Annotated in this window: 19 protein-coding genes; 10 read left to right on the top strand and 9 right to left on the bottom strand. The window is 61.1% G+C overall.

Translation table 11 applies throughout. The features are described from left to right. Window positions 1–132: 132 nt before the first annotated feature. A complete protein-coding gene (locus JN756_RS01730; protein ID WP_079442664.1) occupies window positions 133–2,583 on the bottom strand; it encodes a glycogen/starch/alpha-glucan phosphorylase in 2,451 nt (816 codons plus the stop codon). 236 nt (window positions 2,584–2,819) lie between these two features. On the opposite strand from JN756_RS01730, the gene JN756_RS01725 reads away from it, so the two are divergent. Next, entirely contained in the window at window positions 2,820–3,254 is a 435-nt protein-coding gene (locus tag JN756_RS01725; protein ID WP_017849920.1) for a YkgJ family cysteine cluster protein, read from the top strand. Window positions 3,255–3,449: 195 nt separating this feature from the next. Here JN756_RS01725 and typA read toward each other — a convergent pair whose 3' ends face one another. Further along, window positions 3,450–5,270 carry a translational GTPase TypA gene (gene typA / locus JN756_RS01720; RefSeq protein ID WP_017849921.1) on the bottom strand — a complete coding sequence of 607 codons (1,821 nt, stop codon included), beginning with the start codon at window positions 5,268–5,270 and terminating at the stop codon, window positions 3,450–3,452. A gap of 139 nt (window positions 5,271–5,409) precedes the next feature. Next, window positions 5,410–6,864, bottom strand: coding sequence for a tRNA uracil 4-sulfurtransferase ThiI (gene thiI / locus JN756_RS01715; RefSeq protein ID WP_046384997.1), 1,455 nt, complete (start codon window positions 6,862–6,864; stop codon window positions 5,410–5,412). Between the two features lie 334 nt (window positions 6,865–7,198). Here thiI and glnA point away from each other — a divergent pair, with 334 nt between their 5' ends. The 4 genes from glnA to ntrC all read left to right on the top strand — a co-directional run bounded on the left by glnA (window position 7,199) and on the right by ntrC (window position 12,117). After that, window positions 7,199–8,605, top strand: a complete 1,407-nt coding sequence (gene glnA / locus JN756_RS01710; RefSeq protein WP_017849923.1) for a glutamate--ammonia ligase — start codon at window positions 7,199–7,201, stop codon at window positions 8,603–8,605. A gap of 145 nt (window positions 8,606–8,750) precedes the next feature. Further along, window positions 8,751–9,287: a chorismate mutase gene (locus JN756_RS01705; protein ID WP_017849924.1), complete on the top strand. Its 537-nt coding sequence runs from the start codon at window positions 8,751–8,753 to the stop codon at window positions 9,285–9,287. Window positions 9,288–9,598: 311 nt separating this feature from the next. After that, window positions 9,599–10,684, top strand: a complete 1,086-nt coding sequence (glnL, locus tag JN756_RS01700; protein WP_017849925.1) for a nitrogen regulation protein NR(II) — start codon at window positions 9,599–9,601, stop codon at window positions 10,682–10,684. Continuing rightward, complete coding sequence (gene ntrC, locus JN756_RS01695; protein ID WP_017849926.1) at window positions 10,681–12,117, top strand: nitrogen regulation protein NR(I); 1,437 nt, start codon at window positions 10,681–10,683, stop codon at window positions 12,115–12,117. The genes glnL and ntrC overlap by 4 nt, the downstream gene beginning before the upstream one ends. A 531-nt stretch (window positions 12,118–12,648) precedes the next feature. Here ntrC and JN756_RS01690 read toward each other — a convergent pair. Further along, entirely contained in the window at window positions 12,649–13,089 is a 441-nt protein-coding gene (locus JN756_RS01690) for a hypothetical protein (RefSeq protein ID WP_079442662.1), read from the bottom strand. Between JN756_RS01690 and JN756_RS01685 the strand changes: the two genes are divergently transcribed. Then, the gene (locus JN756_RS01685; RefSeq protein ID WP_017849928.1) at window positions 13,088–13,543 is read left to right on the top strand and encodes a tRNA (cytidine(34)-2'-O)-methyltransferase; all 456 of its coding nucleotides are present in this window, start codon (window positions 13,088–13,090) and stop codon (window positions 13,541–13,543) included. The genes JN756_RS01690 and JN756_RS01685 overlap by 2 nt on opposite strands. Before the next feature lie 118 nt (window positions 13,544–13,661). On the opposite strand, the gene secB is transcribed toward JN756_RS01685, so the two are convergent. Genes secB through JN756_RS01670 form a run of 3 tightly spaced genes read right to left on the bottom strand, consistent with a single transcriptional unit; the run spans window position 13,662 to window position 14,852 of the window. Continuing rightward, window positions 13,662–14,141, bottom strand: coding sequence for a protein-export chaperone SecB (gene secB, locus JN756_RS01680; RefSeq protein ID WP_017849929.1), 480 nt, complete (start codon window positions 14,139–14,141; stop codon window positions 13,662–13,664). Window positions 14,142–14,182: 41 nt separating this feature from the next. Next, window positions 14,183–14,437: a glutaredoxin 3 gene (gene grxC, locus JN756_RS01675; RefSeq protein ID WP_046384999.1), complete on the bottom strand. Its 255-nt coding sequence runs from the start codon at window positions 14,435–14,437 to the stop codon at window positions 14,183–14,185. Window position 14,438: 1 nt separating this feature from the next. Next, window positions 14,439–14,852, bottom strand: a complete 414-nt coding sequence (locus JN756_RS01670) for a rhodanese-like domain-containing protein (protein ID WP_017849931.1) — start codon at window positions 14,850–14,852, stop codon at window positions 14,439–14,441. A gap of 151 nt (window positions 14,853–15,003) precedes the next feature. Here JN756_RS01670 and gpmI point away from each other — a divergent pair, with 151 nt between their 5' ends. The 4 genes from gpmI to JN756_RS01650 all read left to right on the top strand — a co-directional run bounded on the left by gpmI (window position 15,004) and on the right by JN756_RS01650 (window position 20,212). Continuing rightward, window positions 15,004–16,530, top strand: coding sequence for a 2,3-bisphosphoglycerate-independent phosphoglycerate mutase (gene gpmI, locus JN756_RS01665; protein ID WP_046385000.1), 1,527 nt, complete (start codon window positions 15,004–15,006; stop codon window positions 16,528–16,530). A gap of 258 nt (window positions 16,531–16,788) precedes the next feature. Continuing rightward, window positions 16,789–18,084, top strand: coding sequence for a murein hydrolase activator EnvC family protein (locus JN756_RS01660; protein WP_046385001.1), 1,296 nt, complete (start codon window positions 16,789–16,791; stop codon window positions 18,082–18,084). A 30-nt stretch (window positions 18,085–18,114) separates the two neighbouring features. Continuing rightward, window positions 18,115–19,431, top strand: a complete 1,317-nt coding sequence (locus JN756_RS01655; RefSeq protein ID WP_046385002.1) for a S41 family peptidase — start codon at window positions 18,115–18,117, stop codon at window positions 19,429–19,431. 1 nt (window position 19,432) lies between these two features. After that, window positions 19,433–20,212, top strand: coding sequence for a divergent polysaccharide deacetylase family protein (locus JN756_RS01650; RefSeq protein WP_201021734.1), 780 nt, complete (start codon window positions 19,433–19,435; stop codon window positions 20,210–20,212). On the opposite strand, the gene JN756_RS01645 is transcribed toward JN756_RS01650, so the two are convergent. Together JN756_RS01645 and hisF are read right to left on the bottom strand one after the other, a co-directional pair. Further along, window positions 20,203–20,958, bottom strand: coding sequence for a substrate-binding periplasmic protein (locus JN756_RS01645; protein WP_046385004.1), 756 nt, complete (start codon window positions 20,956–20,958; stop codon window positions 20,203–20,205). The genes JN756_RS01650 and JN756_RS01645 overlap by 10 nt on opposite strands. 66 nt (window positions 20,959–21,024) lie before the next feature. After that, window positions 21,025–21,795: an imidazole glycerol phosphate synthase subunit HisF gene (gene hisF, locus JN756_RS01640; protein WP_010563131.1), complete on the bottom strand. Its 771-nt coding sequence runs from the start codon at window positions 21,793–21,795 to the stop codon at window positions 21,025–21,027. Between the last annotated feature and the right edge of the window lie 4 nt (window positions 21,796–21,799).

The following is a 21,799-nucleotide window of genomic DNA, read 5'->3' as shown; positions in this document are numbered from 1 at the left end:
CCTAGTATATCGACGCGAGACCAATGTGGGAGGGGGGCTTGCCCCCGATAGCGGTGTGCCAGTCGCCATATCTGCAAACTGACAGTCCGCTATCGGGGGCAAGCCCCCTCCCACATTTTGGTTTTGGGGGGTTTAGTCGAGCGCTTTCCAGATCTCGGTGGCGTATTCGCGGATGGTGCGGTCCGAAGAGAACCAGCCCATCCGCGCGGTATTGAGCACCGCCGAACGCCACCATTCCTTGGAATCATGCCAATGCGCGTCGACCCGGGTCTGCGCCTCCCAGTAGGCATCGAAGTCGGCACACACCAGGAAGCGGTCGTACTCGATCAGCCCATCGATCAAGCCCACATAACGGCCCGGATCGTCCGGCGAGAACACCCCGCCGCGAATCGCTTGCAACACATCGCTCAAACGATGGGACGCGGCGATGTCCGGCCCGGCGTGGAATTCACCGGCGTGCTTGCGGGCCTCCACCTGCTGGGCGCTGAGGCCGAAGATAAACATGTGTTCGCCGCCCACGCGCTCGTGCATCTCGACGTTGGCGCCGTCCATGGTGCCGATGGACAGCGCGCCGTTAAGGCCGAACTTCATGTTGCTGGTGCCCGATGCTTCAAAGCCGGCGGTGGAAATCTGCTCCGACAAGTCCGCCGCCGGGATGATGCTTTCCGCCAGGCTGACGTTGTAGTTGGGCAGGAACACCACCTTGAGCAAGCCGCGCACGGTGGGGTCGTTGTTGACGGTACGGGCGATGTCGTTGGTCAGCTTGATGATCAGCTTGGCCTGGTGATAGCTCGCCGCCGCCTTGCCGGCGAAGATCTTCACTCGCGGCACCCAGTCGGTCTCGGGCTCGGCACGGATCGCCTGGTACAGCGCCACGGTGTGCAGCAGGTTGAGTAACTGGCGCTTGTACTCGTGGATGCGCTTGACCTGCACGTCGAACATCGCCGCCGGGTTGACCGCAATACCCAGACGCTCATGGATGATCTCGGCCAGCGCGCGCTTGCTGTGCAGGCGTTGTTCGGCAAAGGCCTTGCGGAAGGCCTGCTTCTCGGCAAACGGTTCGAGTTCGATCAGGCGCTGTTCGGGCTTGTCGAGGATGTCCGCGCCCAGCGCGTCGACGAGCATGCCGGTGAGTTGGGGGTTGGCCTGGTACAGCCAGCGGCGGAAGGTGATGCCGTTGGTTTTGTTGTTGATGCGCTCCGGGTACAGCTTGTGCAGTTCGGAAAACACCGTGCTGCGCATCAGTTGGGTGTGCAGGCCGGATACGCCGTTGACGCTATGGGAGCCGAGGAACGCCAGGTTACCCATCCGCACGCGGCGGCCGTTGTCTTCTTCGATCAGCGACACGGCGCGCAGCACGTCGAAATCGTGGATGCCCTTGGCGCGCAGCGAGTCGATGTGCTGCGCGTTGATCAGGTAGATGATCTGCATGTGCCGGGGCAGCATGCGTTCCATCAGGCCGACCGGCCAGGTTTCCAGGGCTTCGGGCAGCAGTGTGTGGTTGGTGTACGACAGGGTTTCGACGGTGACGTCCCACGCCGCTTCCCAGGGAATATCGTGCAGGTCCACCAGTTGCCGCATCAACTCGGCGACCGCGATGGACGGGTGCGTGTCGTTGAGCTGAATGGCGGCATGTTCGCCCAGGCTCAGCACCGAGCCGTGCATGTTCTTGTGGCGGCGCAGCAGGTCTTGCAGCGAGGCCGAGACGAAGAAGTATTCCTGGCGCAGGCGCAGTTCCTGCCCCGCTTCGGTGCTGTCGGCCGGGTAAAGCACTCGGGAGATGCTTTCGGCGCGGGCCACTTCGGCGACGGCGCCCAAATGGTCGCCGGCGTTGAAGCGCTCCAGGTGCAGGTCTTCCACGGCGCGCGCACGCCACAGCCGCAGGGTGTTGACGCTGGCGCCGCGCCAGCCGACCACCGGGGTGTCGTAGGCCACGGCCCGCACGGTTTCGCTGGGCGACCACACCTGAATCAGCTTGCCGCCGGCATCGGCGAGGGTTTCGACGCTGCCGCCGAAGCCGATCGAGTAGATCACTTCAGCCCGTTCGAACTCCCACGGGTTGCCGAAATCCAGCCAGCGCTCGGTCTGCTCCTGCTGCCAGCCATCGACAATCGCCTGGCGGAACAGCCCGTGCTCATAGCGGATGCCATAACCATGGCCGGCAATGCCCAGGGTCGACATGCTTTCCATAAAGCACGCCGCCAGGCGTCCCAGACCGCCGTTGCCGAGCGCTGCGTCGGGCTCCAGCAGGCGGATGCGTTCCAGGTCGACACCCAACTCGGTGAGCGCTTCGCGAGCGATCTCCAGCAGGCCGAGGTTGCTCAGGCTGTCGAAGAGCAGGCGGCCGATGAGGAATTCCAGCGAGAGGTAATACACCCGCTTCTGGCCTTTGCGGTAGATTTGCCGCGTATGGTTCATCCAGTGATCGACCATCTGGTCGCGGGCGGCCAGGGCAATGGCTTCGAACCAGTCATGGTCGAAGGCGTGATCCGGGTCTTTGCCCACCGCGTAGGTGAGTTTGGTCAAGACAGCATCGCGAAATGCGGCTACCTCTGCTTCTCGTGCAAGCGGTTCCTGAGACATCGGTGTGACCTCGGGCGAGATTGAAGGAGTTGCTAGAGCCTAGTCGGTCTGACCGGCGGTCGACGCGCTGGTTCGGCAGTTTTTTAACTCATTCACCTTTGCATGAATTTAATGCAGGGGTCGTGCCCGATCACTGTTCGAGCCGCCTTCGAGCTGAAAACCCGAAAATATTGTTCAAAAAACCATCAATCCCGGTATGATCGCGCGCCCGGATACCGCCCCACCTTGGAACCCTGATGAAGCCTCAACTGATCGCCGCCGCGGAACTCGACCGTCTCGAGACCTGGCAGAAATATTCCGCCCACATGTGCGGAGGCTGCGTGTCCAGCTGCTGCACGCTGCCGGTCGAAGTGAAGATCAAAGACTTGATCCGCATTGGCATCGTCGATGAATTCGAGCGCGGCGACCCGCCGAAGAACATCGCCAAGCGTTTGCAGAAGGAAGGCATCGTCGAGCGCTACAACAGCAAATCCGAGATCTTCACCCTGCAGCGCATGAGCAACAACGACTGCCTGTACCTGGATCGTAAGACGCGCTTCTGCACTATTTATGACAAGCGCCCGGATACCTGCCGCAACCACCCGAAAATCGGCCCGCGGCCGGGGTATTGCGCGTACAAGCCCAAGGAAGTGGTGCGCGAGACCAATTTCAAGACGCTCGATAAGTTCTGATCCATGTTTTGCAGGGCTCTCAAGGGCCCTATCGGGGGCAAGCCCCCTCCCACAGTTTTGATTTGTGAACGCCTTCAAAATGTGGGAGGGGGCTTGCCCCCGATAGGGCCGGCACCTTCAGCACAAAACCTGCAGACATAAAAAAACGCCCCCGGCCTTTCGACCGGGGGCGTTTTTCATTCAGCCTGAGTTAACTCAGTTCTTGGCTTTCTTGGCAGCGCGGGTACGCTCGCCTTCGTCCAGGATCTTCTTACGCAGGCGGATCGACTTAGGCGTGACTTCGCACAGCTCGTCGTCCTGGATGAATTCCAGGGCCTGTTCCAGGGTGAAGCGAACAGGTGGAACCAGAGCGATGGTTTCGTCTTTACCCGAAGCACGCATGTTGTCGAGCTTCTTGCCTTTGGTTGGGTTGACGCCCATGTCGTTGTCACGGCTGTTCAGACCAACGATCTGACCGTTGTAGATCTCTTGACCGTGTTCAACGAACAGCTTGCCACGCGCCTGGAGGGTTTCCAGGGAGTAGGTCAGCGCCTTGCCGGTTTCAACCGAAACCAGAACACCGTTCTGACGGCCGGACATGTCGCCGGACTTCATGGTGTCGTAGCGATCGAAGATCGAGGTCAGGATGCCAGCACCGTTGGTCAGGGTCAGGAACTGGTTACGGAAACCGATCAGACCACGCGCAGGGATGTTGTATTCCAGACGCACACGGCCTTTGCCATCCGGCACCATGTTGGTCAGGTCGCCCTTACGCAGGCCCATCTCTTCCATGACCTTGCCCTGGGATTCTTCAGGGGTGTCGATGGTGACGTTTTCGAACGGTTCCTGCTTCACGCCGTCAACAGTACGGATGATCACTTCAGGACGACCAACGCCCATTTCGAAGCCTTCGCGACGCATGGTTTCGATCAGTACCGAGAGGTGCAGCTCACCACGGCCGGAAACCTTGAACTTGTCAGCCGAGTCGCCTTCTTCAACGCGCAGTGCCACGTTGTAGAGCAGCTCTTTGTCCAGACGTTCCTTGATGTTACGGGAGGTCACGAACTTGCCTTCTTTACCGCAGAAAGGCGAGTCGTTTACCTGGAAGGTCATGGAAACGGTTGGCTCGTCGACGGTCAGAGGCTTCATCGCCTCGACAGTGTCCGGCTGGCACAGGGTGTCGGAGATGAACAGCGAGTCCATACCGCTGACGCACACGATATCGCCGGCGAACGCTTCTTCAACGTCGATGCGGTGCAGGCCGTGGTGACCCATCAGCTTCAGGATACGACCGTTGCGCTTCTTGCCGTCGGCGCCGATAGCGACAACCGGAGTGTTCGGCTTGACGCTACCACGAGCGATACGGCCAACGCCGATAACACCCAGGAAGCTGTTGTAGTCCAGTGCCGAGATTTGCATCTGGAACGGACCGTCACGGTCAACCTTCGGTGGTGGAACGTGGTCAACGATGGCCTGGTACAGCGGGGTCATGTCTTCCGCCATGGCGGTGTGATCCAGACCGGCGATACCGTTCAGGGCCGAAGCGTAGATAACCTGGAAGTCCAGTTGTTCTTCGGTAGCACCCAGGTTGTCGAACAGATCGAAGATCTGGTCCAGAACCCAATCCGGACGCGCGCCTGGACGGTCAACCTTGTTGATGCACACGATCGGACGCAGGCCGGCTTCGAACGCCTTCTTGGTCACGAAACGGGTTTGCGGCATAGGGCCGTCTTGAGCGTCAACCAGCAGCAGAACGGAGTCGACCATCGACATTACGCGTTCTACTTCGCCGCCGAAGTCGGCGTGGCCCGGGGTATCCACGATGTTGATGTGGTAGCCGTTCCAGTTGATAGCGGTGTTTTTAGCCAGGATGGTAATACCGCGCTCTTTTTCCTGGTCGTTGGAGTCCATCACGCGCTCGTCGTTGAGCTCGTTGCGCTCCAGGGTGCCGGATTGACGCAAGAGTTTGTCTACCAGGGTGGTTTTACCATGGTCAACGTGAGCAATGATGGCGATGTTACGTAGATTTTCGATCACTTGTGTATCTCGATCAGAGGATTCGGTGTGCTGACAGGTCGTGGCAGCGATTAACAGTAGAGTCAGGCCTTGCCGTTACAGCTTGACGGCAGAGTCGGGGGGCCGGTGACGCAGGCCACAGGCAAACAGCCCCGGGCTCTTAGCTCGGTCGATAAACGCGCACATTGGCATGCCCCTCACTGAGCAAATGGTGGGCATGCAGGCGACTCATCACGCCTTTGTCGCAATACAGCAGGTACTGACGGCTGTTATCCAGTTCCTTGAAACGCGCGTTCAATGCATAGAACGGCAGCGTTTGTACGTCGATGCCAGCGATTTCCAGCGGCTCGTCTTCAGCGGCATCCGGGTGACGGATGTCGATGATGATCTGACCGGCCAGGGCTTCGCTGACTTCTTCGATCTGCACATCCTGGCCCAACTCGTCGATGACACGATCGATCGGGACCAGTTTGGCGTTCTCGAGCGCACGCTCCAGAACCGCCATATCAAACTGTTGTTCTTCATACTCCACGCGGTTGCGCTTGGCGTGGGTCTTGGGGTTCACCGAAATGACCCCGCAATATTCAGGCATGTGCTTGGCAAAGTCAGCGGTGCCGATCTGTTCTGCCAGGTCGATGATGTCCTGCTTATGGCTGGCGATCAGTGGGCGCAGCACCAGCTTCTCGGTCACGCAATCGATGAGCGACAGGTTCGGCAGCGTCTGGCTGGATACCTGGGAAATCGCTTCGCCGGTCACCAGCGCGTCGATCTGCAGTTGATCGGCAATTCGGGACGCTGCGCGCAACATCATACGCTTCAATACTACGCCCATATGACTGTTATCGACTTTGCCGAGAATTTCGCCCAGTACTTCCTCGAACGGCACGCTGACAAACAGCACGCGTTGGGAGCTGCCGTACTTCTTCCAGATATAGTGCGCGACTTCCATCACGCCCAATTCGTGGGCACGCCCGCCCAGGTTGAAGAAGCAGAAGTGGCTCATCAGGCCGCGGCGCATGATCTGGTAGGCCGCCACCGTGGAATCGAAACCGCCGGACATCAAGACCAGGGTCTGTTCCAGGGCGCCGAGCGGGTAGCCACCAATGCTATTGTGCTGGCTGTGGATCACAAACAACCGTTGGTCGCGAATTTCCATCCGCACTTCAATTTGCGGCGCCTTGAGGGAAATTCCGGCTGCGCCGCACTCGCGACGCAGCTTGCTGCCGACGTATTTTTCCACATCCATGGAGCTGAACGGGTGCTTGCCGGCACGCTTGCAGCGCACCGAAAAAATCTTGCCTTCAAGCTCGCTGCCGAAGTGCTGTTTGCACTTTTCGGTGATGTCGTCGAAGTCGCCCAGCGGGTACTCGTCGACCTGCAGGAAATGCGCGATGCCCGGCATGCAGCTCAGGCGCTCGGTCATATCCTTCAAGGCCTTGGCGTCGGTGACACGGGTTTCCAGCTCGAGATTGTCCCACACACCGTTCACCACCACAGCCGGGTCCAGATCGCGGAGCACGGCACGGATGTTCTTGGCCAACTGACGGATGAAACGCATCCGTACCGGTCGGCTTTTGATGGTGATCTCGGGGAAGACTTTAACGATTAATTTCATGGAAACAGCGCGCGCAGGGCCTGCCGAAAAAGGGGGGCGCGGATTATAGCGGAAATCGCTCAAGGTTTAACCAGTTAATATGCATCAACGGCGCAACGCACCAAAACAGGTCACTTATGCAAATGCGCGCCACATTGCAGTGCGTTATTTATTCCATTTCGGCGGTTTGCACTGTTATAGGGGCCATTTTGACGCAAAAAGGCCATGTTGGCGCACTGGCATGCAATTTGCTCTCTTGTGAGGCAGGTTGCCATGGCGGACTATCCGCGCCGGCATCACCCACATTCTAAGGGCTAACTCCACTACCCAGCCCGAAGCCACCCCGGAGGACACCATGTCGAAGTCGGTTCAACTCATCAAAGATCATGACGTTAAGTGGATTGATCTGCGCTTCACGGACACAAAAGGCACTCAGCACCACGTGACCATGCCGGCTCGCGACGCGCTGGATGACGCGTTCTTCGAAGAAGGCAAAATGTTCGACGGTTCCTCCATTGCCGGTTGGAAAGGCATCGAAGCTTCCGACATGATCCTGATGCCGGACGACAGCACTGCCGTGCTGGACCCGTTCACCGAAGACCCAACCCTGATCATCGTCTGCGACGTGATCGAGCCTTCGACCATGCAAGGCTACGACCGCGACCCACGTGCGATCGCCAAGCGTGCCGAGGAATACCTGAAGTCGACCGGTATCGGCGACACCGTATTCGTAGGCCCAGAGCCAGAATTCTTCATCTTTGATTCGGTCAAGTTCAAGTCCGACATCTCCGGTTCCATGTTCAAGATTTTCTCCGAACAAGGTTCGTGGATGTCCGACCAGGACGTAGAAGGCGGCAACAAAGGCCACCGTCCAGGTATCAAAGGTGGCTACTTCCCAGTTCCGCCATTCGACCACGACCACGAAATCCGTACCTCCATGTGCAACGCCATGGAAGAAATGGGCCTGGTCATCGAAGTACACCACCACGAAGTGGCGACTGCCGGCCAGAACGAAATCGGTGTGAAGTTCAACACCCTGGTTGCCAAGGCTGACGAAGTCCAGACCCTGAAGTACTGCGTACACAACGTGGCTGATGCCTACGGCCGTACCGCAACCTTCATGCCTAAGCCTCTGTACGGCGATAACGGTTCGGGTATGCACGTTCACCTGTCCATCGCTAAAGATGGCAAGAACACCTTCGCTGGCGAAGGTTATGCCGGCCTGTCCGACACCGCCCTGTACTTCATCGGCGGTATCATCAAGCACGGTAAGGCCCTGAACGGCTTCACCAACCCGTCGACCAACTCCTACAAGCGTCTGGTCCCAGGTTTCGAAGCACCGGTAATGCTGGCCTACTCGGCTCGTAACCGCTCCGCATCGATCCGTATTCCTTACGTGTCCAGCCCGCGCGCTCGCCGTATCGAAGCCCGCTTCCCGGACCCGGCAGCCAACCCGTACCTGGGCTTCGCTGCACTGCTGATGGCTGGCCTGGACGGCATCCAGAACAAGATCCACCCAGGCGACGCCGCCGACAAAAACTTGTACGACCTGCCGCCTGAAGAGGCCAAAGAGATCCCACAAGTGTGCGGCAGCCTGAAAGAAGCCCTGGAAGAGCTGGACAAGGGCCGTGCGTTCCTGACCAAAGGCGGCGTATTCAGCGACGACTTCATCGATGCCTACATCGAGCTGAAAAGCGAAGAAGAAATCAAAGTCCGCACCTTCGTACACCCACTGGAATACGAGCTGTACTACAGCTGCTGATCCGGTAGCGTCGCTTAACGTGGCGTGATCGAAAAAGACCTCCTTCGGGAGGTCTTTTTTTGCCCGGGGATTACACAGCTCCGCACCTGCAAACCCAATCAAAAAGGTGGGAGGGAGCTTGCCCCCTCCCACAAGGAGATCAGCATTGAAACGTCGACTTGTGTTCGCTCTGTTATTCGTCAGTGCCAGTGCGAGCGCTGCGCCGCCCAGCCTCGAACCTTTACTCAACAGCATCGCCGAGCGCCTGGCGATCGCCGACCAGGTCGCCCTGAGCAAGTGGGACAGCCACAAGCCCGTAGAAGACAAGAAGCGCGAGCAAGAGGTGATCGCCAGCGTCGTCGCCCAGGCCCCGAGCTACAAGCTGGACCCTGCCGCCGCCGGGCAGTTCTTCTCGGCACAGATCGAAGCGAACAAACTGGTGCAGTACGCCCATCTTTCCGACTGGCAGTTCCAGGGCAAGGCCCCCGACGATCCGCGCCCGGACCTGGTCAAGCAGATTCGCCCGCAACTGGACCAACTGCAAAAACGCCTGCTGCAGCAATTGGCCGACTTCAGCCCGCAGCGCACCGACCCACAGTGCCCGCAATGGCTGGCCGAAGCCGTGCATGAGCCGCTCAATGAGCCGATGCAGCAGTTGGCGATGATCCGCGCGACCGCCGAGCTGTGTATCTACAAAAACTAAAACGGTAAACCCGATCCAAAAATGTGGGAGGAGGCAATCCCCCTCCCACATTTGATTTGTGTGAATTCGCGCTTCCTGAACAATCGTCACAAAATCGCACTATATTGGTGCGACAGCTTGCACCCTTCCCACCGACCCAGCCCATTTTGGTTCGAAACTTCCCGATGAAGCTGGCAGAACGCCACAGTTTCGAGCCTTAAACCCTTATTTCAGGGCTTAAACGCTTCTTTTCGGAGCCTTGGTTTGGTTTTTGCATTTTCCTTGTATCAGCGTGTGCCTCAAGCCCGCGCCTTGCTCCAAAAGAGGTCCTGATGACCATCAGCGATGCACTGCACCGTTTGTTACTCGACAACCTGACCACCGCGACCATCCTGCTCAATGACGACCTGCGCCTTGAGTACATGAACCCGGCGGCGGAGATGCTCCTGGCCATCAGCGGGCAGCGCAGCCATGGGCAGTTCATCAGCGAGTTGTTCACCGAGTCGGCCGAAGCCTTGAGCTCGTTGCGCCAGGCAGTGGAGCAGGCACATCCGTTCACCAAGCGCGAAGCGATGCTCACCGCCCTGACCGGCCAGACCCTGACCGTCGACTACGCCGTGACCCCGATCCTGAGCAACGGCAGCACCCTGCTGCTGCTCGAAGTCCACCCGCGTGACCGCCTGCTGCGCATCACCAAGGAAGAAGCGCAGTTGTCCAAGCAGGAAACCAGCAAGATGCTGGTGCGCGGCCTGGCCCACGAGATCAAGAACCCGTTGGGCGGGATTCGCGGCGCGGCGCAGTTGCTGGCTCGTGAGCTGCCGGACGAGCACCTCAAGGACTACACCAACGTCATCATCGAAGAGGCCGACCGCCTGCGTAATCTGGTGGACCGCATGCTCGGCTCCAACAAGCTGCCGTCGCTGGCGATGACCAACGTGCATGAGGTGCTGGAGCGTGTCTGCCAGTTGGTCGAGGCCGAAAGCCAAGGCTGCATTACCTTGGTGCGCGACTATGACCCAAGCATTCCCGACGTGTTGATCGACCGCGAGCAGATGATCCAGGCGGTGCTCAACATCGTGCGCAACGCCATGCAGGCCATCAGCAGCCAGAACGAGCTGCGCCTGGGCCGCATCAGCCTGCGCACCCGCGCCTTGCGCCAGTTCACCATCGGCCACGTGCGCCATCGTCTGGTGACCAAAGTCGAAATCACCGACAACGGCCCGGGCATTCCAGCAGAACTGCAGGAAACCATTTTCTTCCCCATGGTCAGCGGCCGCCCGGACGGTACCGGGCTGGGCCTGGCCATTACCCAGAACATCATCAGCCAGCACCAGGGTCTGATCGAATGTGAGAGCCATCCTGGCCACACCACGTTCTCGATCTTTCTGCCTCTGGAACAAGGAGCCCCATCGACATGAGCCGTAGTGAAACTGTCTGGATCGTCGATGACGACCGTTCTATCCGCTGGGTCCTCGAGAAAGCCCTGCAACAGGAAGGCATGACCACCCAGAGCTTCGACAGCGCTGACGGGGTGATGAGCCGCCTGGCGCGCCAGCAGCCCGACGTGATCATCTCCGACATCCGCATGCCCGGTGCCAGCGGCCTGGACCTGCTGGCGCGGATTCGCGAGCAGCACCCGCGCCTGCCGGTGATCATCATGACCGCGCACTCGGACCTGGACAGCGCTGTCGCGTCCTACCAGGGCGGTGCCTTTGAGTACCTGCCCAAGCCGTTCGACGTGGACGAAGCGGTGGCGCTGGTCAAGCGCGCCAACCAGCACGCCCAGGAACAGCAGAACCAGGAAGCCCCGCCTGCCCTGACCCGCACCCCGGAAATCATCGGTGAAGCGCCGGCGATGCAGGAAGTGTTTCGCGCCATCGGGCGCTTGAGCCACTCCAACATCACCGTGCTGATCAACGGCGAGTCGGGCACCGGTAAAGAACTGGTGGCCCACGCCCTGCACCGCCACAGCCCGCGCGCGGCGTCGCCGTTCATCGCGCTGAACATGGCGGCGATTCCGAAGGACTTGATGGAGTCCGAGCTGTTCGGCCACGAGAAAGGCGCCTTCACCGGCGCGGCCAACCTGCGGCGCGGGCGGTTTGAACAGGCGGACGGCGGCACGCTGTTCCTCGATGAAATCGGCGACATGCCGGCCGATACCCAGACCCGCTTGCTGCGCGTGCTGGCGGACGGCGAGTTCTACCGTGTGGGCGGGCATACGCCGGTCAAGGTTGACGTGCGTATCATCGCCGCGACTCACCAGAACCTGGAAACCCTGGTGCATGCGGGCAAGTTCCGTGAGGACTTGTTCCACCGCCTCAACGTGATCCGCATCCACATCCCGCGCATGTCGGACCGTCGCGAAGACATCCCGACCCTCGCGCGCCACTTCCTCAGCCGCGCCGCCCAGGAGCTGGCCGTCGAGCCGAAGCTGCTGAAAAGCGAGACCGAGGAATACCTGAAGAACCTGCCGTGGCCCGGCAACGTGCGCCAACTGGAGAACACCTGCCGCTGGATCACGGTCATGGCGTCCGGGCGCGAAGTGCATATCAGCGACCTGCCGCCGGAGCTGCTCAGCCTGCCGCAGGATTCGGCCCCCGTGACCAACTGGGAACAGGCGCTGCGTCAATGGGCCGACCAGGCCCTGGCACGCGGCCAGTCGAACCTGCTGGACAGCGCCGTGCCGGCCTTCGAACGGATCATGATCGAAACCGCCCTCAAGCACACCGCCGGCCGCCGTCGCGATGCCGCCGTGCTGCTGGGTTGGGGCCGCAATACCCTGACGCGCAAGATCAAGGAACTGGGGATGAAGGTCGATGGCGCGGATGATGACGACGGTGACGAGGGCTGAATCTCAGCCCCACTGAAGATCGAATGTGGGAGGGGGCTTGCCCCCGATAGCGGCATGTCAGTCGGCATCTACATGACTGATCCACCGCAATCGGGGGCAAGCCCCCTCCCACATTTGGATCTGCATAAGGTTTGGCGACCATGCACCGCTTCAATGCACCATGAACCGGCATCGGGCACGGCGCCAACACCTCAAACCTTCGCACCGCCGCCTGAAATCAGACAACCGAAAACGCCAAAGCCCCGTATTCCGGGGCTTTTCGCTGTCTGGAGCGTTTTTTTCGAGCAACTTGGCCAGTGTGGCACGCGCCCTGCAATAACCCTGATACAACCCAGTTTCGGGGACCTTGGTACAGGCAGGCCGAGAATCCCCTCTTTACACCCGGGGTGCTTGATGCGAACCGCGTCGCGCTCCACACCGCTTTCGGGAACCTCGGTACAGGCAGGCCGGGGATTCCCTCTTTAACACGAAGCCGGATGGCTTCATCCCGTTTTGGGAGCCCTGGTACAGGCAGGCCGGGAACTCCCTCTTTTATTGCTCTTGGAGATGGATCTCCAGCCGCCAGCGGCCTTCAGCTTCCTCTCCCGACCATTCCCCACGCAACGGCCGCGCCGCCACCAGGTTGAGCAACAGGCCGCCATCGGTCTTGCGCACGCGCCAGTTCACATCCTTGTCATTGACCTTGAGCTGCCCGCTGGCGGCCTTGCCCTGCGCGTCGAACAACAGCGCCACGGTGCCGTCGATATGCTCGCCATGCAGCTTGGGTTCGCTGTTGAACCACACCACCACACCGTTGGCCGCCGGCGTCACCTGCAGCAATTCGACCGGGTCCGGGGCGGTCAGGCGCCCGATCATCAGGCCCACCATCAGGCCGACAATCGCCAAAGAGCCCAAAACCCTTGGCAATAGCTTCGGCCTGGGGTCTTCTTCGAGGGTAGAATGCAGCGCATCTTTGCCTTCGGAGCCGTGCATGTTTCACGTCATCCTTTTTCAACCAGAAATTCCGCCGAATACCGGCAACGTTATCAGGCTGTGCGCCAACAGTGGCTGCCACCTGCATTTGATCGAGCCGCTGGGCTTCGACATGGACGACAAGCGCCTGCGCCGCGCCGGGCTGGACTACCACGAGTATGCCACCCTGCAACGCCACGCCGACCTCGCCAGCTGCCTGGAAAGCCTCGGCCACCCTCGGCTGTTCGCGTTCACCACCAAGGGCTCGCGGCCGTTCCATGACGCCAGCTTCGCCGACGGCGACGCCTTCCTGTTCGGCCCGGAAAGCCGTGGCCTGCCGGCCGAGGTGCTCGACGCCCTGCCCGACGGCCATCGCCTGCGTTTGCCGATGCGCGAAGGTTGCCGCAGCCTGAACTTATCGAACACCGTCGCCGTCGCCGTCTACGAAGGCTGGCGCCAACTCGGCTTCAAATAACACACATAACAAATGTGGGAGGGGGCTTGCCCCCGATAGCAGTGGGTCAGCCAACACCTATTCAGCTGACACACCGCAATCGGGGGCAAGCCCCCTCCCACATTTTTAGCGCATCGACTTATTGAACCGTCGACGAACCTTCCTGTTGCATGCGCTGCAGCTCTTGCGCGTACAGGGCATCGAAGTTCACCGGAGCCAGCATCAGCGCCGGGAACGAGCCACGGGTGACCAGGCTGTCCAGGGTCTCGCGGGCATACGGGAACAGGATGTTCGGGCAGAACGCGCCCAGGGTGTGGCTCATGGACGCTTCGTCCAGGCCCTGGATCAGGAAGATACCGGCCTGTTGCACTTCAGCGATGAAGGCCACTTCTTCGCCGTTCTTGACGGTGACCGAGAGGGTCAGCACGACTTCGTGGAAGTCGCCTTCCAGGGCTTTTTGACGGGTGTTCAGGTCCAGCCCGACGCTTGGGGTCCACTCCTGACGGAAGATGGCCGGGCTTTTCGGCGCTTCGAACGACAGGTCACGCACATAGATGCGCTGCAGCGAAAACTGTGGGCCTTGGGCTTCTGCTGCTTCGGTGTTCTGTTGGTCAGTCATCGCAGATCCTTCTTGATCTTGGGTCTTTTAGGGTTTAGGAGTCAGACGTGAAGCAGCGCGTCCAGCTTGCCGGCGCGCTCAAGGGCAAACAGGTCATCGCATCCACCGACGTGCTTGGCGCCGATCCAGATCTGCGGCACGGACGTGCGTCCCGCCTTCTGGGCCATTTCGGCGCGCACCTGGGGTTTGCCGTCGACCTTGATCTCTTCGAAGGCAACACCCTTTTTCTCCAGCAAGGCCTTGGCCCGCATGCAGTAAGGGCACCAATCGCTGGAATACACGACAACCTGGCTCATATCACTTCACCAGCGGCAGGTTGTCGGCGCGCCAGCTGCTGATACCACCAGACAGTTTGGCGGCGGTAAAGCCGGTCTTGAGCATTTCGCGGGCGTGGGTGCCGGAATGCTGGCCTTGGGCGTCGACCAGGATGATGGTCTTGGCCTTGTGCTTTTCCAGCTCGGCCAGGCGCGCGATCAGCTTGTCCTGGGGAATGTTCAGGGCGCCAACGATATGACCGGCGGCAAAATCCTTGGCCGGACGGATATCCACGACAACGGCCTCATCCTTGTTGACCAGCGCGGTCAGCTCCGACGTGCTCAGGCTGCGGCCACCGCGGCTCATTTCATGAGCGATCAGCAGCGCCAGCAGGATGACGAAGGCACCCGCGAGCAGGTAGTGGGCAGTGGCAAATGCAATCAGGTGATCAACCATCAAGGAGGTTCCAGGGCGTTAAAATGGCGGTAAGTATACACAGCCGTCAGGGGGGGCCAACCCCCGTAAAGCGGTGACGTGGTCGGAACTTCGCTTTAAACTGCCACTCCCTTTTCAATCCCCTTCATCAATTACCGCCGCGAGAGGATCTATGACTACGACGCCTAAACCTTTGGTCCTGATAATTCTCGATGGCTTCGGACACAGTGAAAGCCACCACGACAACGCCGTGTACTCGGCCAACAAGCCGGTGCTGGACCGTCTGACCGCCACTTTGCCCAACGGGCTGATCTCCGGTTCGGGCATGGATGTGGGCCTGCCGGACGGCCAAATGGGCAACTCGGAAGTCGGCCACATGAACCTCGGCGCCGGACGAGTGGTCTATCAGGACTTCACCCGCGTGACCAAAGCGATCCGCGACGGCGAGTTCTTCGAGAACCCGACCATCTGCGCAGCCGTCGATAAAGCCGTCGCTGCCGGCAAGGCCGTGCACTTCATGGGCCTGCTGTCCGATGGCGGCGTACACAGCCACCAGGACCACCTCGTGGCCATGGCCGAACTGGCCTTCAAGCGCGGCGCCGACAAGATCTACCTGCACGCCTTCCTCGACGGCCGCGACACGCCGCCGAAAAGCGCGCAATCGTCGATCGAACTGCTGGACGCCACCTTCGCCGCCCTCGGCAAGGGCCGCATCGCCAGCCTGGTCGGTCGCTATTTCGCGATGGACCGCGACAACCGCTGGGACCGCGTGTCCCAGGCCTACAACCTGATCGTCGACGGCCAGGCCGAATTCAACGCCGCCACCGCCCAGGAAGGCCTGGAAGCCGCCTACGCGCGTGGCGAGAGCGATGAGTTCGTCAAGGCCACCACCATCGGCGAGCCGGTGAAAGTGGAAGACGGCGACGCCGTGGTGTTCATGAACTTCCGCGCCGACCGTGCCCGCGAGCTGAGCCATGTGTTCGTCGACCCAGGCTTCAAGGACTTCGAACGCGCGCGCCAGCCGAAAATCGAGTTCGTGATGCTCACCCAATACGCCGCCAACATCCCGGCCCCGTCGGCTTTTGCCCCCGGCAGCCTGGAAAACGTGCTGGGCGACTACCTGGCGAAAAACGGCAAGACCCAACTGCGCATCGCCGAAACCGAGAAGTACGCCCACGTGACCTTCTTCTTCTCCGGCGGCCGCGAAGAACCGTTCCCGGGCGAAGAGCGCATCCTGATCCCGTCGCCGAAAGTCGCGACCTACGACCTGCAACCGGAAATGAGCGCGCCGCAAGTCACCGACAAGATCGTCGACGCCATCGAACACCAGCGTTATGACGTGATCGTGGTCAACTACGCCAACGGCGACATGGTCGGCCACAGCGGCAACCTGGCCGCCGCGATCAAGGCCGTGGAATGCCTGGACCTGTGCGTAGGCCGCATCGTCGACGCCCTGGAAAAAGTCGGCGGCGAAGCGCTGATCACCGCCGACCATGGCAACTGCGAGCAAATGTCCGACGAATCCACCGGGCAAGCCCACACCGCCCACACCACCGAGCCGGTGCCGTTCATCTACGTCGGCAAGCGCGACCTGAAAGTGCGCAAAGGCGGCGTGCTGGCCGATGTGGCGCCGACCATGCTGATGTTGATGGGGTTGGAGAAGCCCAAAGAGATGACCGGCACCTCGATTCTGGTCTGATCTAAACCACACCGCAGAACCAATGTGGGAGGGGGCTTGCCCCCGATAGCAGTGGATCAGCCAACACCTATTCAGCTGACACACCGCAATCGGGGGCAAGCCCCCTCCCACATTGGACTCGTGGTGTTGGGTAGATGTCTTTTCGCCATACCACTGCCGCTCGGCACCTATCTTGCCCAGAAGCCCGAATTGGGCGTTTTTTTTGCAGCGCTTGCCGGGCATACTAGGCCGTCCCTTTCCCTGGTGTCGCCCGCCTCTATGCTTCGCGCCTTGATTACCCTCGCTCTCGTCTGCCTGCTCCAACCGGCATTTGCCGATGAGCGCGCGCAAACCCAACAACAGTTGGACGCTACGCGTCAGGACATCACCGAGCTGAAAAAACTGCTCGGCAAGCTCCAGGAAGAGAAATCCGGGGTGCAGAAAGACCTGCGCGGCACGGAAACCGAGATGGGCAAGCTGGAGAAGCAGGTCCAGGAGCTACAAAAAGAATTAAAGAAGAGCGAGTCGGAACTGGAGCGACTCGACGCTGAGAAAAAAAAACTCCAGAGCGCCCGCGTTGAACAGCAACGCCTGATCGCGATCCAGGCCCGCGCCGCCTACCAGAGTGGCCGCCAGGAGTACCTCAAGCTGCTGCTCAACCAGCAGAACCCGGAAAAATTCGCACGCACCCTGACCTACTACGATTACCTGAGCAAGGCACGCCTTGCCCAACTGAAGGGCTTCAACGAGACCCTGCGCCAACTGGCCAACGTCGAACAGGAAATCGCCGACCAGCAATCGCAACTGCTCGACCAGAAAAGCAGCCTCGACAGCCAGCGCGACCAGCTCGACAAGGTGCGCAAGGAACGCCAGTTGGCCCTGGCCAAGCTCAATGACGACGTAAAGGCCCGCGACGCCAAGCTACAAGCCCGCGAGCAGGACCAGGCCGACCTCGGCAAAGTGTTGAAAACCATCGAAGAAACCCTGGCTCGCCAGGCACGCGAGGCCGAAGAAGCGCGACAGAAAGCGCTGATCGCCCAGCAGGAAGCGGAAAAAAAGCGCCAGCGTGAGGCCGAACTGGCAGCCACGAGCGACGCCCCGGCACCGCGCAAACCGGCGCACGCAGCGCCCGGGCCGCTGGTTTCCAGCGCGGGCGAATCCTTCGGCGGGCCTTTTGCTTCCGCGCGCGGCAAACTTCCGTGGCCGGTTGATGGTCGACTGCTGGCACGCTTTGGGGAAACCCGCGGCGATGACACCCGCGCCAAGTGGGATGGGGTGATGATCAGCGCGGCCGCCGGCAGCCAGGTCCACGCCGTCCACGGCGGTCGCGTGGTGTTTGCCGATTGGCTGCGGGGCGCCGGTTTATTGGTGATTCTCGACCACGGTAATGGCTATTTGAGTCTTTATGGCCACAATCAGACTTTACTCAAGTCGGCAGGTGATGTGGTAAAAGCCGGGGAATCCATCTCCACTGTCGGTAACAGTGGCGGCCAGGACACCCCGGCGCTGTACTTCGCTATTCGTCAGCAGGGCCGCCCGAGCGATCCTGCACAATGGTGCCGCACCCAAGGATAGGGTCGCATCTACATTAGGAGTTCGTTCGACATGCTGCATTTGTCCCGCCTCACTTCGCTGGCCCTGACGATCGCCCTGGTGATCGGCGCGCCTCTGGCTTTCGCCGACCAGGCCGCACCGGCTGCACCCGCCGGCATGGCCGCGACCACCAAGGCGCCGTTGCCGCTGGACGAGTTGCGCACCTTTGCCGAGGTCATGGACCGGATCAAGGCAGCCTATGTCGAACCCGTGGACGACAAGACCCTGCTGGAAAATGCCATCAAGGGCATGCTCAGCAACCTCGACCCGCACTCCGCCTACCTCGGCCCGGAAGATTTCGCCGAGCTGCAGGAAAGCACCAGCGGTGAGTTCGGTGGCCTGGGCATTGAAGTCGGCGCCGAAGACGGCCAGATCAAAGTGGTCTCGCCGATCGACGATACCCCGGCGTCCAAGGCCGGCATCCAGGCTGGCGACCTGATCGTCAAGATCAACGGCCAGCCGACCCGTGGCCAGACCATGACTGAAGCCGTCGACAAGATGCGCGGCAAGATCGGCCAGAAAATCACCCTGACCCTGGTGCGCGACGGCGGCGCGCCGTTCGACGTGACCCTGGCCCGCGCGACCATCACGGTCAAGAGCGTGAAGAGCCAGTTGCTGGAGTCGGGCTACGGCTACATCCGCATCACCCAGTTCCAGGTCAAGACCGGCGACGAAGTGGCCAAGGCCCTGGCCAAGCTGCGCAAAGACAACGGCAAGAAGCTCAACGGCATCGTGCTCGACCTGCGCAACAACCCCGGTGGCGTGCTGCAGTCGGCGGTGGAAGTGGTCGACCACTTCATCACCAAAGGCCTGATCGTCTACACCAAGGGCCGTATCGCCAACTCCGAACTGCGCTTCTCGGCCACCGGCAACGACCTCAGCGAAAACGTGCCGCTGGCCGTGCTGATCAACGGCGGCAGCGCCTCGGCCTCGGAGATCGTCGCCGGCGCCCTGCAAGACCAGAAGCGCGGTGTGCTGATGGGCACCACCAGTTTCGGCAAAGGCTCGGTGCAAACCGTGTTGCCGCTGAACAACGAGCGCGCCCTGAAAATCACCACCGCGCTGTACTACACGCCAAACGGCCGCTCGATCCAGGCCCAGGGCATCGTGCCGGACATCGAAGTGCGCAAGGCCAAGATCACCAACGAGGTCGACAGCGAGTACTACAAGGAAGCCGACCTGCAAGGCCACCTCGGCAATGGCAACGGCGGCGCCGACCAACCGACCGGCAGCAGTGCCAAGGCCAAGCCGATGCCGCAGGACGATGACTACCAACTGGCCCAGGCGTTGAGCCTGCTCAAGGGCTTGAGCATCACGCGCAGCCGTTGATATGCGCGTTGCCCTGATCATCGCTGCACTGTGCAGCCTGGCCGGGGTCGCCCACGCGACCCCGGCCAGCGAACCGCACAAAGCCTACCTGACCCTGATCATCGACGACCTGGGGCAAAACCTGCCCCGGGATCGCCGTGTGCTGGCCCTGCCCGGCCCGGTGACCACGGCGATCATGCCCGACACGCCCCACGCCGCCGAATTCGCCCGCGAAGCGCACAAGGCCGGCAAGATCGTGATCCTGCACATGCCCATGGACCCGGCCACCGGCCCGTTCGCCTGGCACCCCGAGTTGCCTATCGAAGAGCTCGGCAAGCGCCTGGACGCTGCGTTCAAGGCCGTGCCCTACACCGCCGGCATCAACAACCACATGGGCAGCCGCATGACTGCCCAGCCCGAAGCCATGGCCTGGCTGATGGGCGAGTTGCAACGGCGCCACAAGTTCTTTGTCGACAGCCGCACCAGCGCGCAGACCGTCGGCGCCGCCGAAGCGCAGAAGATCGGCCTGGCCAGCGTCTCGCGGGATGTGTTCCTCGACGACGAACGCACCGAAGCCGCGATCACCACGCAATTGCAGAGCGCCATCAAACTGGCCCATAAACAGGGCTCAGTCGTGATGATCGGCCATCCGTATCCACAAACCCTGGCGGTGCTCGAACGCGAGCTGCCCAAGCTCAAGGCCCAGGGCGTGGACTGGATTGATATCAAACTGATGATCAGCGTGCGCAGCAATCAGGCGATGGCAGGGCACGGCAAGAACGGCACCTATCGCTACAAATAGCGCGCCATCATCTGGTCGAGCAGGCCTTCCTCGCGCAACTGATCCAACGCCGCCTGCAGCTTGGCCACCGTTTCGTCCGGCACATCCTTGTTCAGCGCCAGGTACAACTGGGCACTGTTGAAGCGAAGGATGGTCTTGAGCCCGGTCACACCGACCTGGCGCGCCAGGTAGCGGCCGGCCGGGTCGCCGGTGGCCCACAGGTCGATCTGGTCATCCAGCAGCTTTTGCGCGTTGTCCTGGTCACGCAGCACCAGCACTGGCTTGAGGCCCTGCTTCTCCAGGGTCTCGGCAATCGCGTCGCCCTTGTACGCGCCAATCTTGTAGCGCCGCGCCTGCGCCAGCTCGTCGAGCTGGATTTTGCTGTCGGCCTTGGCCAGCATCACCCAGTCATCCGGGCCGATAGGGCCGACCCATTTGAACAGCGCTTCGCGCTCCGGCAGGCGGGCCATCACGAACACGCCGTAGCCGGGGTTTTCCAGGGCGAGTTTGTAGATCCGCTCCCAAGGAAAACGCAGAGTGAGGCTGTAGGAAATGCCAGCACGCTTGAAGGTTTCGCGCATGATGTCCACGGCGATGCCTTCGACATTCTCGTCCTTGGCGAAGTTCTTGCCGTTTTTCGCCATGTTGTAGGGCGGGAAGTTTTCCGTCAGCAACACCAGGGAGGCGTCAGACGATTCTTCGGCTTGGGCCACTCCGATCATGAGCACGGAGGTACTGGCGAGCGCGAGCAACAGGTCTTTGAGCATGAAAGTTACCGGAATCCATGGCAAGCGCAGAGAGTGCCGCGCACTTGCCATGGTGTCCAGCAGCGTTTAGCGCACCACGATACCGCGCGCGGCCATGTACGCCTTGGCCTCGGGGACGGTGTATTCGCCGAAGTGGAAAATACTCGCCGCCAACACGGCGCTGGCGTGGCCTTCGATCACGCCGTCGGCCAGGTGCTGCAGGTTGCCGACGCCGCCGGACGCGATCACCGGAATGCCCAGCGCATCGCTGATGGCACGGGTCACGCCGAGGTCGAAGCCGTTTTTCATGCCATCCTGGTCCATGCTGGTCAGCAGGATTTCACCGGCGCCCAGGCCTTCCATCTTCATCGCCCACTCCACCGCGTCCAGGCCGGTCGGCTTGCGCCCGCCGTGGGTGAAGATCTCCCAGCGCGGCGGTTCGCCGGGGCCGGAGACTTTCTTGGCGTCGATGGCCACCACGATGCACTGCGAGCCGAAGTGCTGTGCGGCTTCGCCGACGAACTCCGGGTTGAACACTGCGGCGGTGTTGATCGAGACCTTGTCCGCGCCGGCATTGAGCAGGTTGCGGATGTCTTGCACGGTGCGAACGCCACCGCCCACGGTCAGCGGGATGAACACCTGGCTGGCCATGCGCTCGACGGTATGCAGCGTGGTGTCGCGGCCGTCGACGCTGGCGGTGATGTCGAGAAAGGTAATCTCGTCGGCACCTTGCTCATCGTAGCGACGGGCGATTTCCACCGGGTCGCCGGCGTCACGGATGTTCTCGAACTTGACGCCCTTGACCACGCGACCGTTGTCGACGTCCAGGCAAGGGATGATGCGTTTGGCCAGCGCCATGGTC

It is taken from the genome of Pseudomonas sp. Y39-6 (assembly GCF_023651955.1).
GTDB classification, from domain to species: domain Bacteria; phylum Pseudomonadota; class Gammaproteobacteria; order Pseudomonadales; family Pseudomonadaceae; genus Aquipseudomonas; species Aquipseudomonas veronii.
This window is presented reverse-complemented; position numbering and strand designations above follow the sequence as displayed.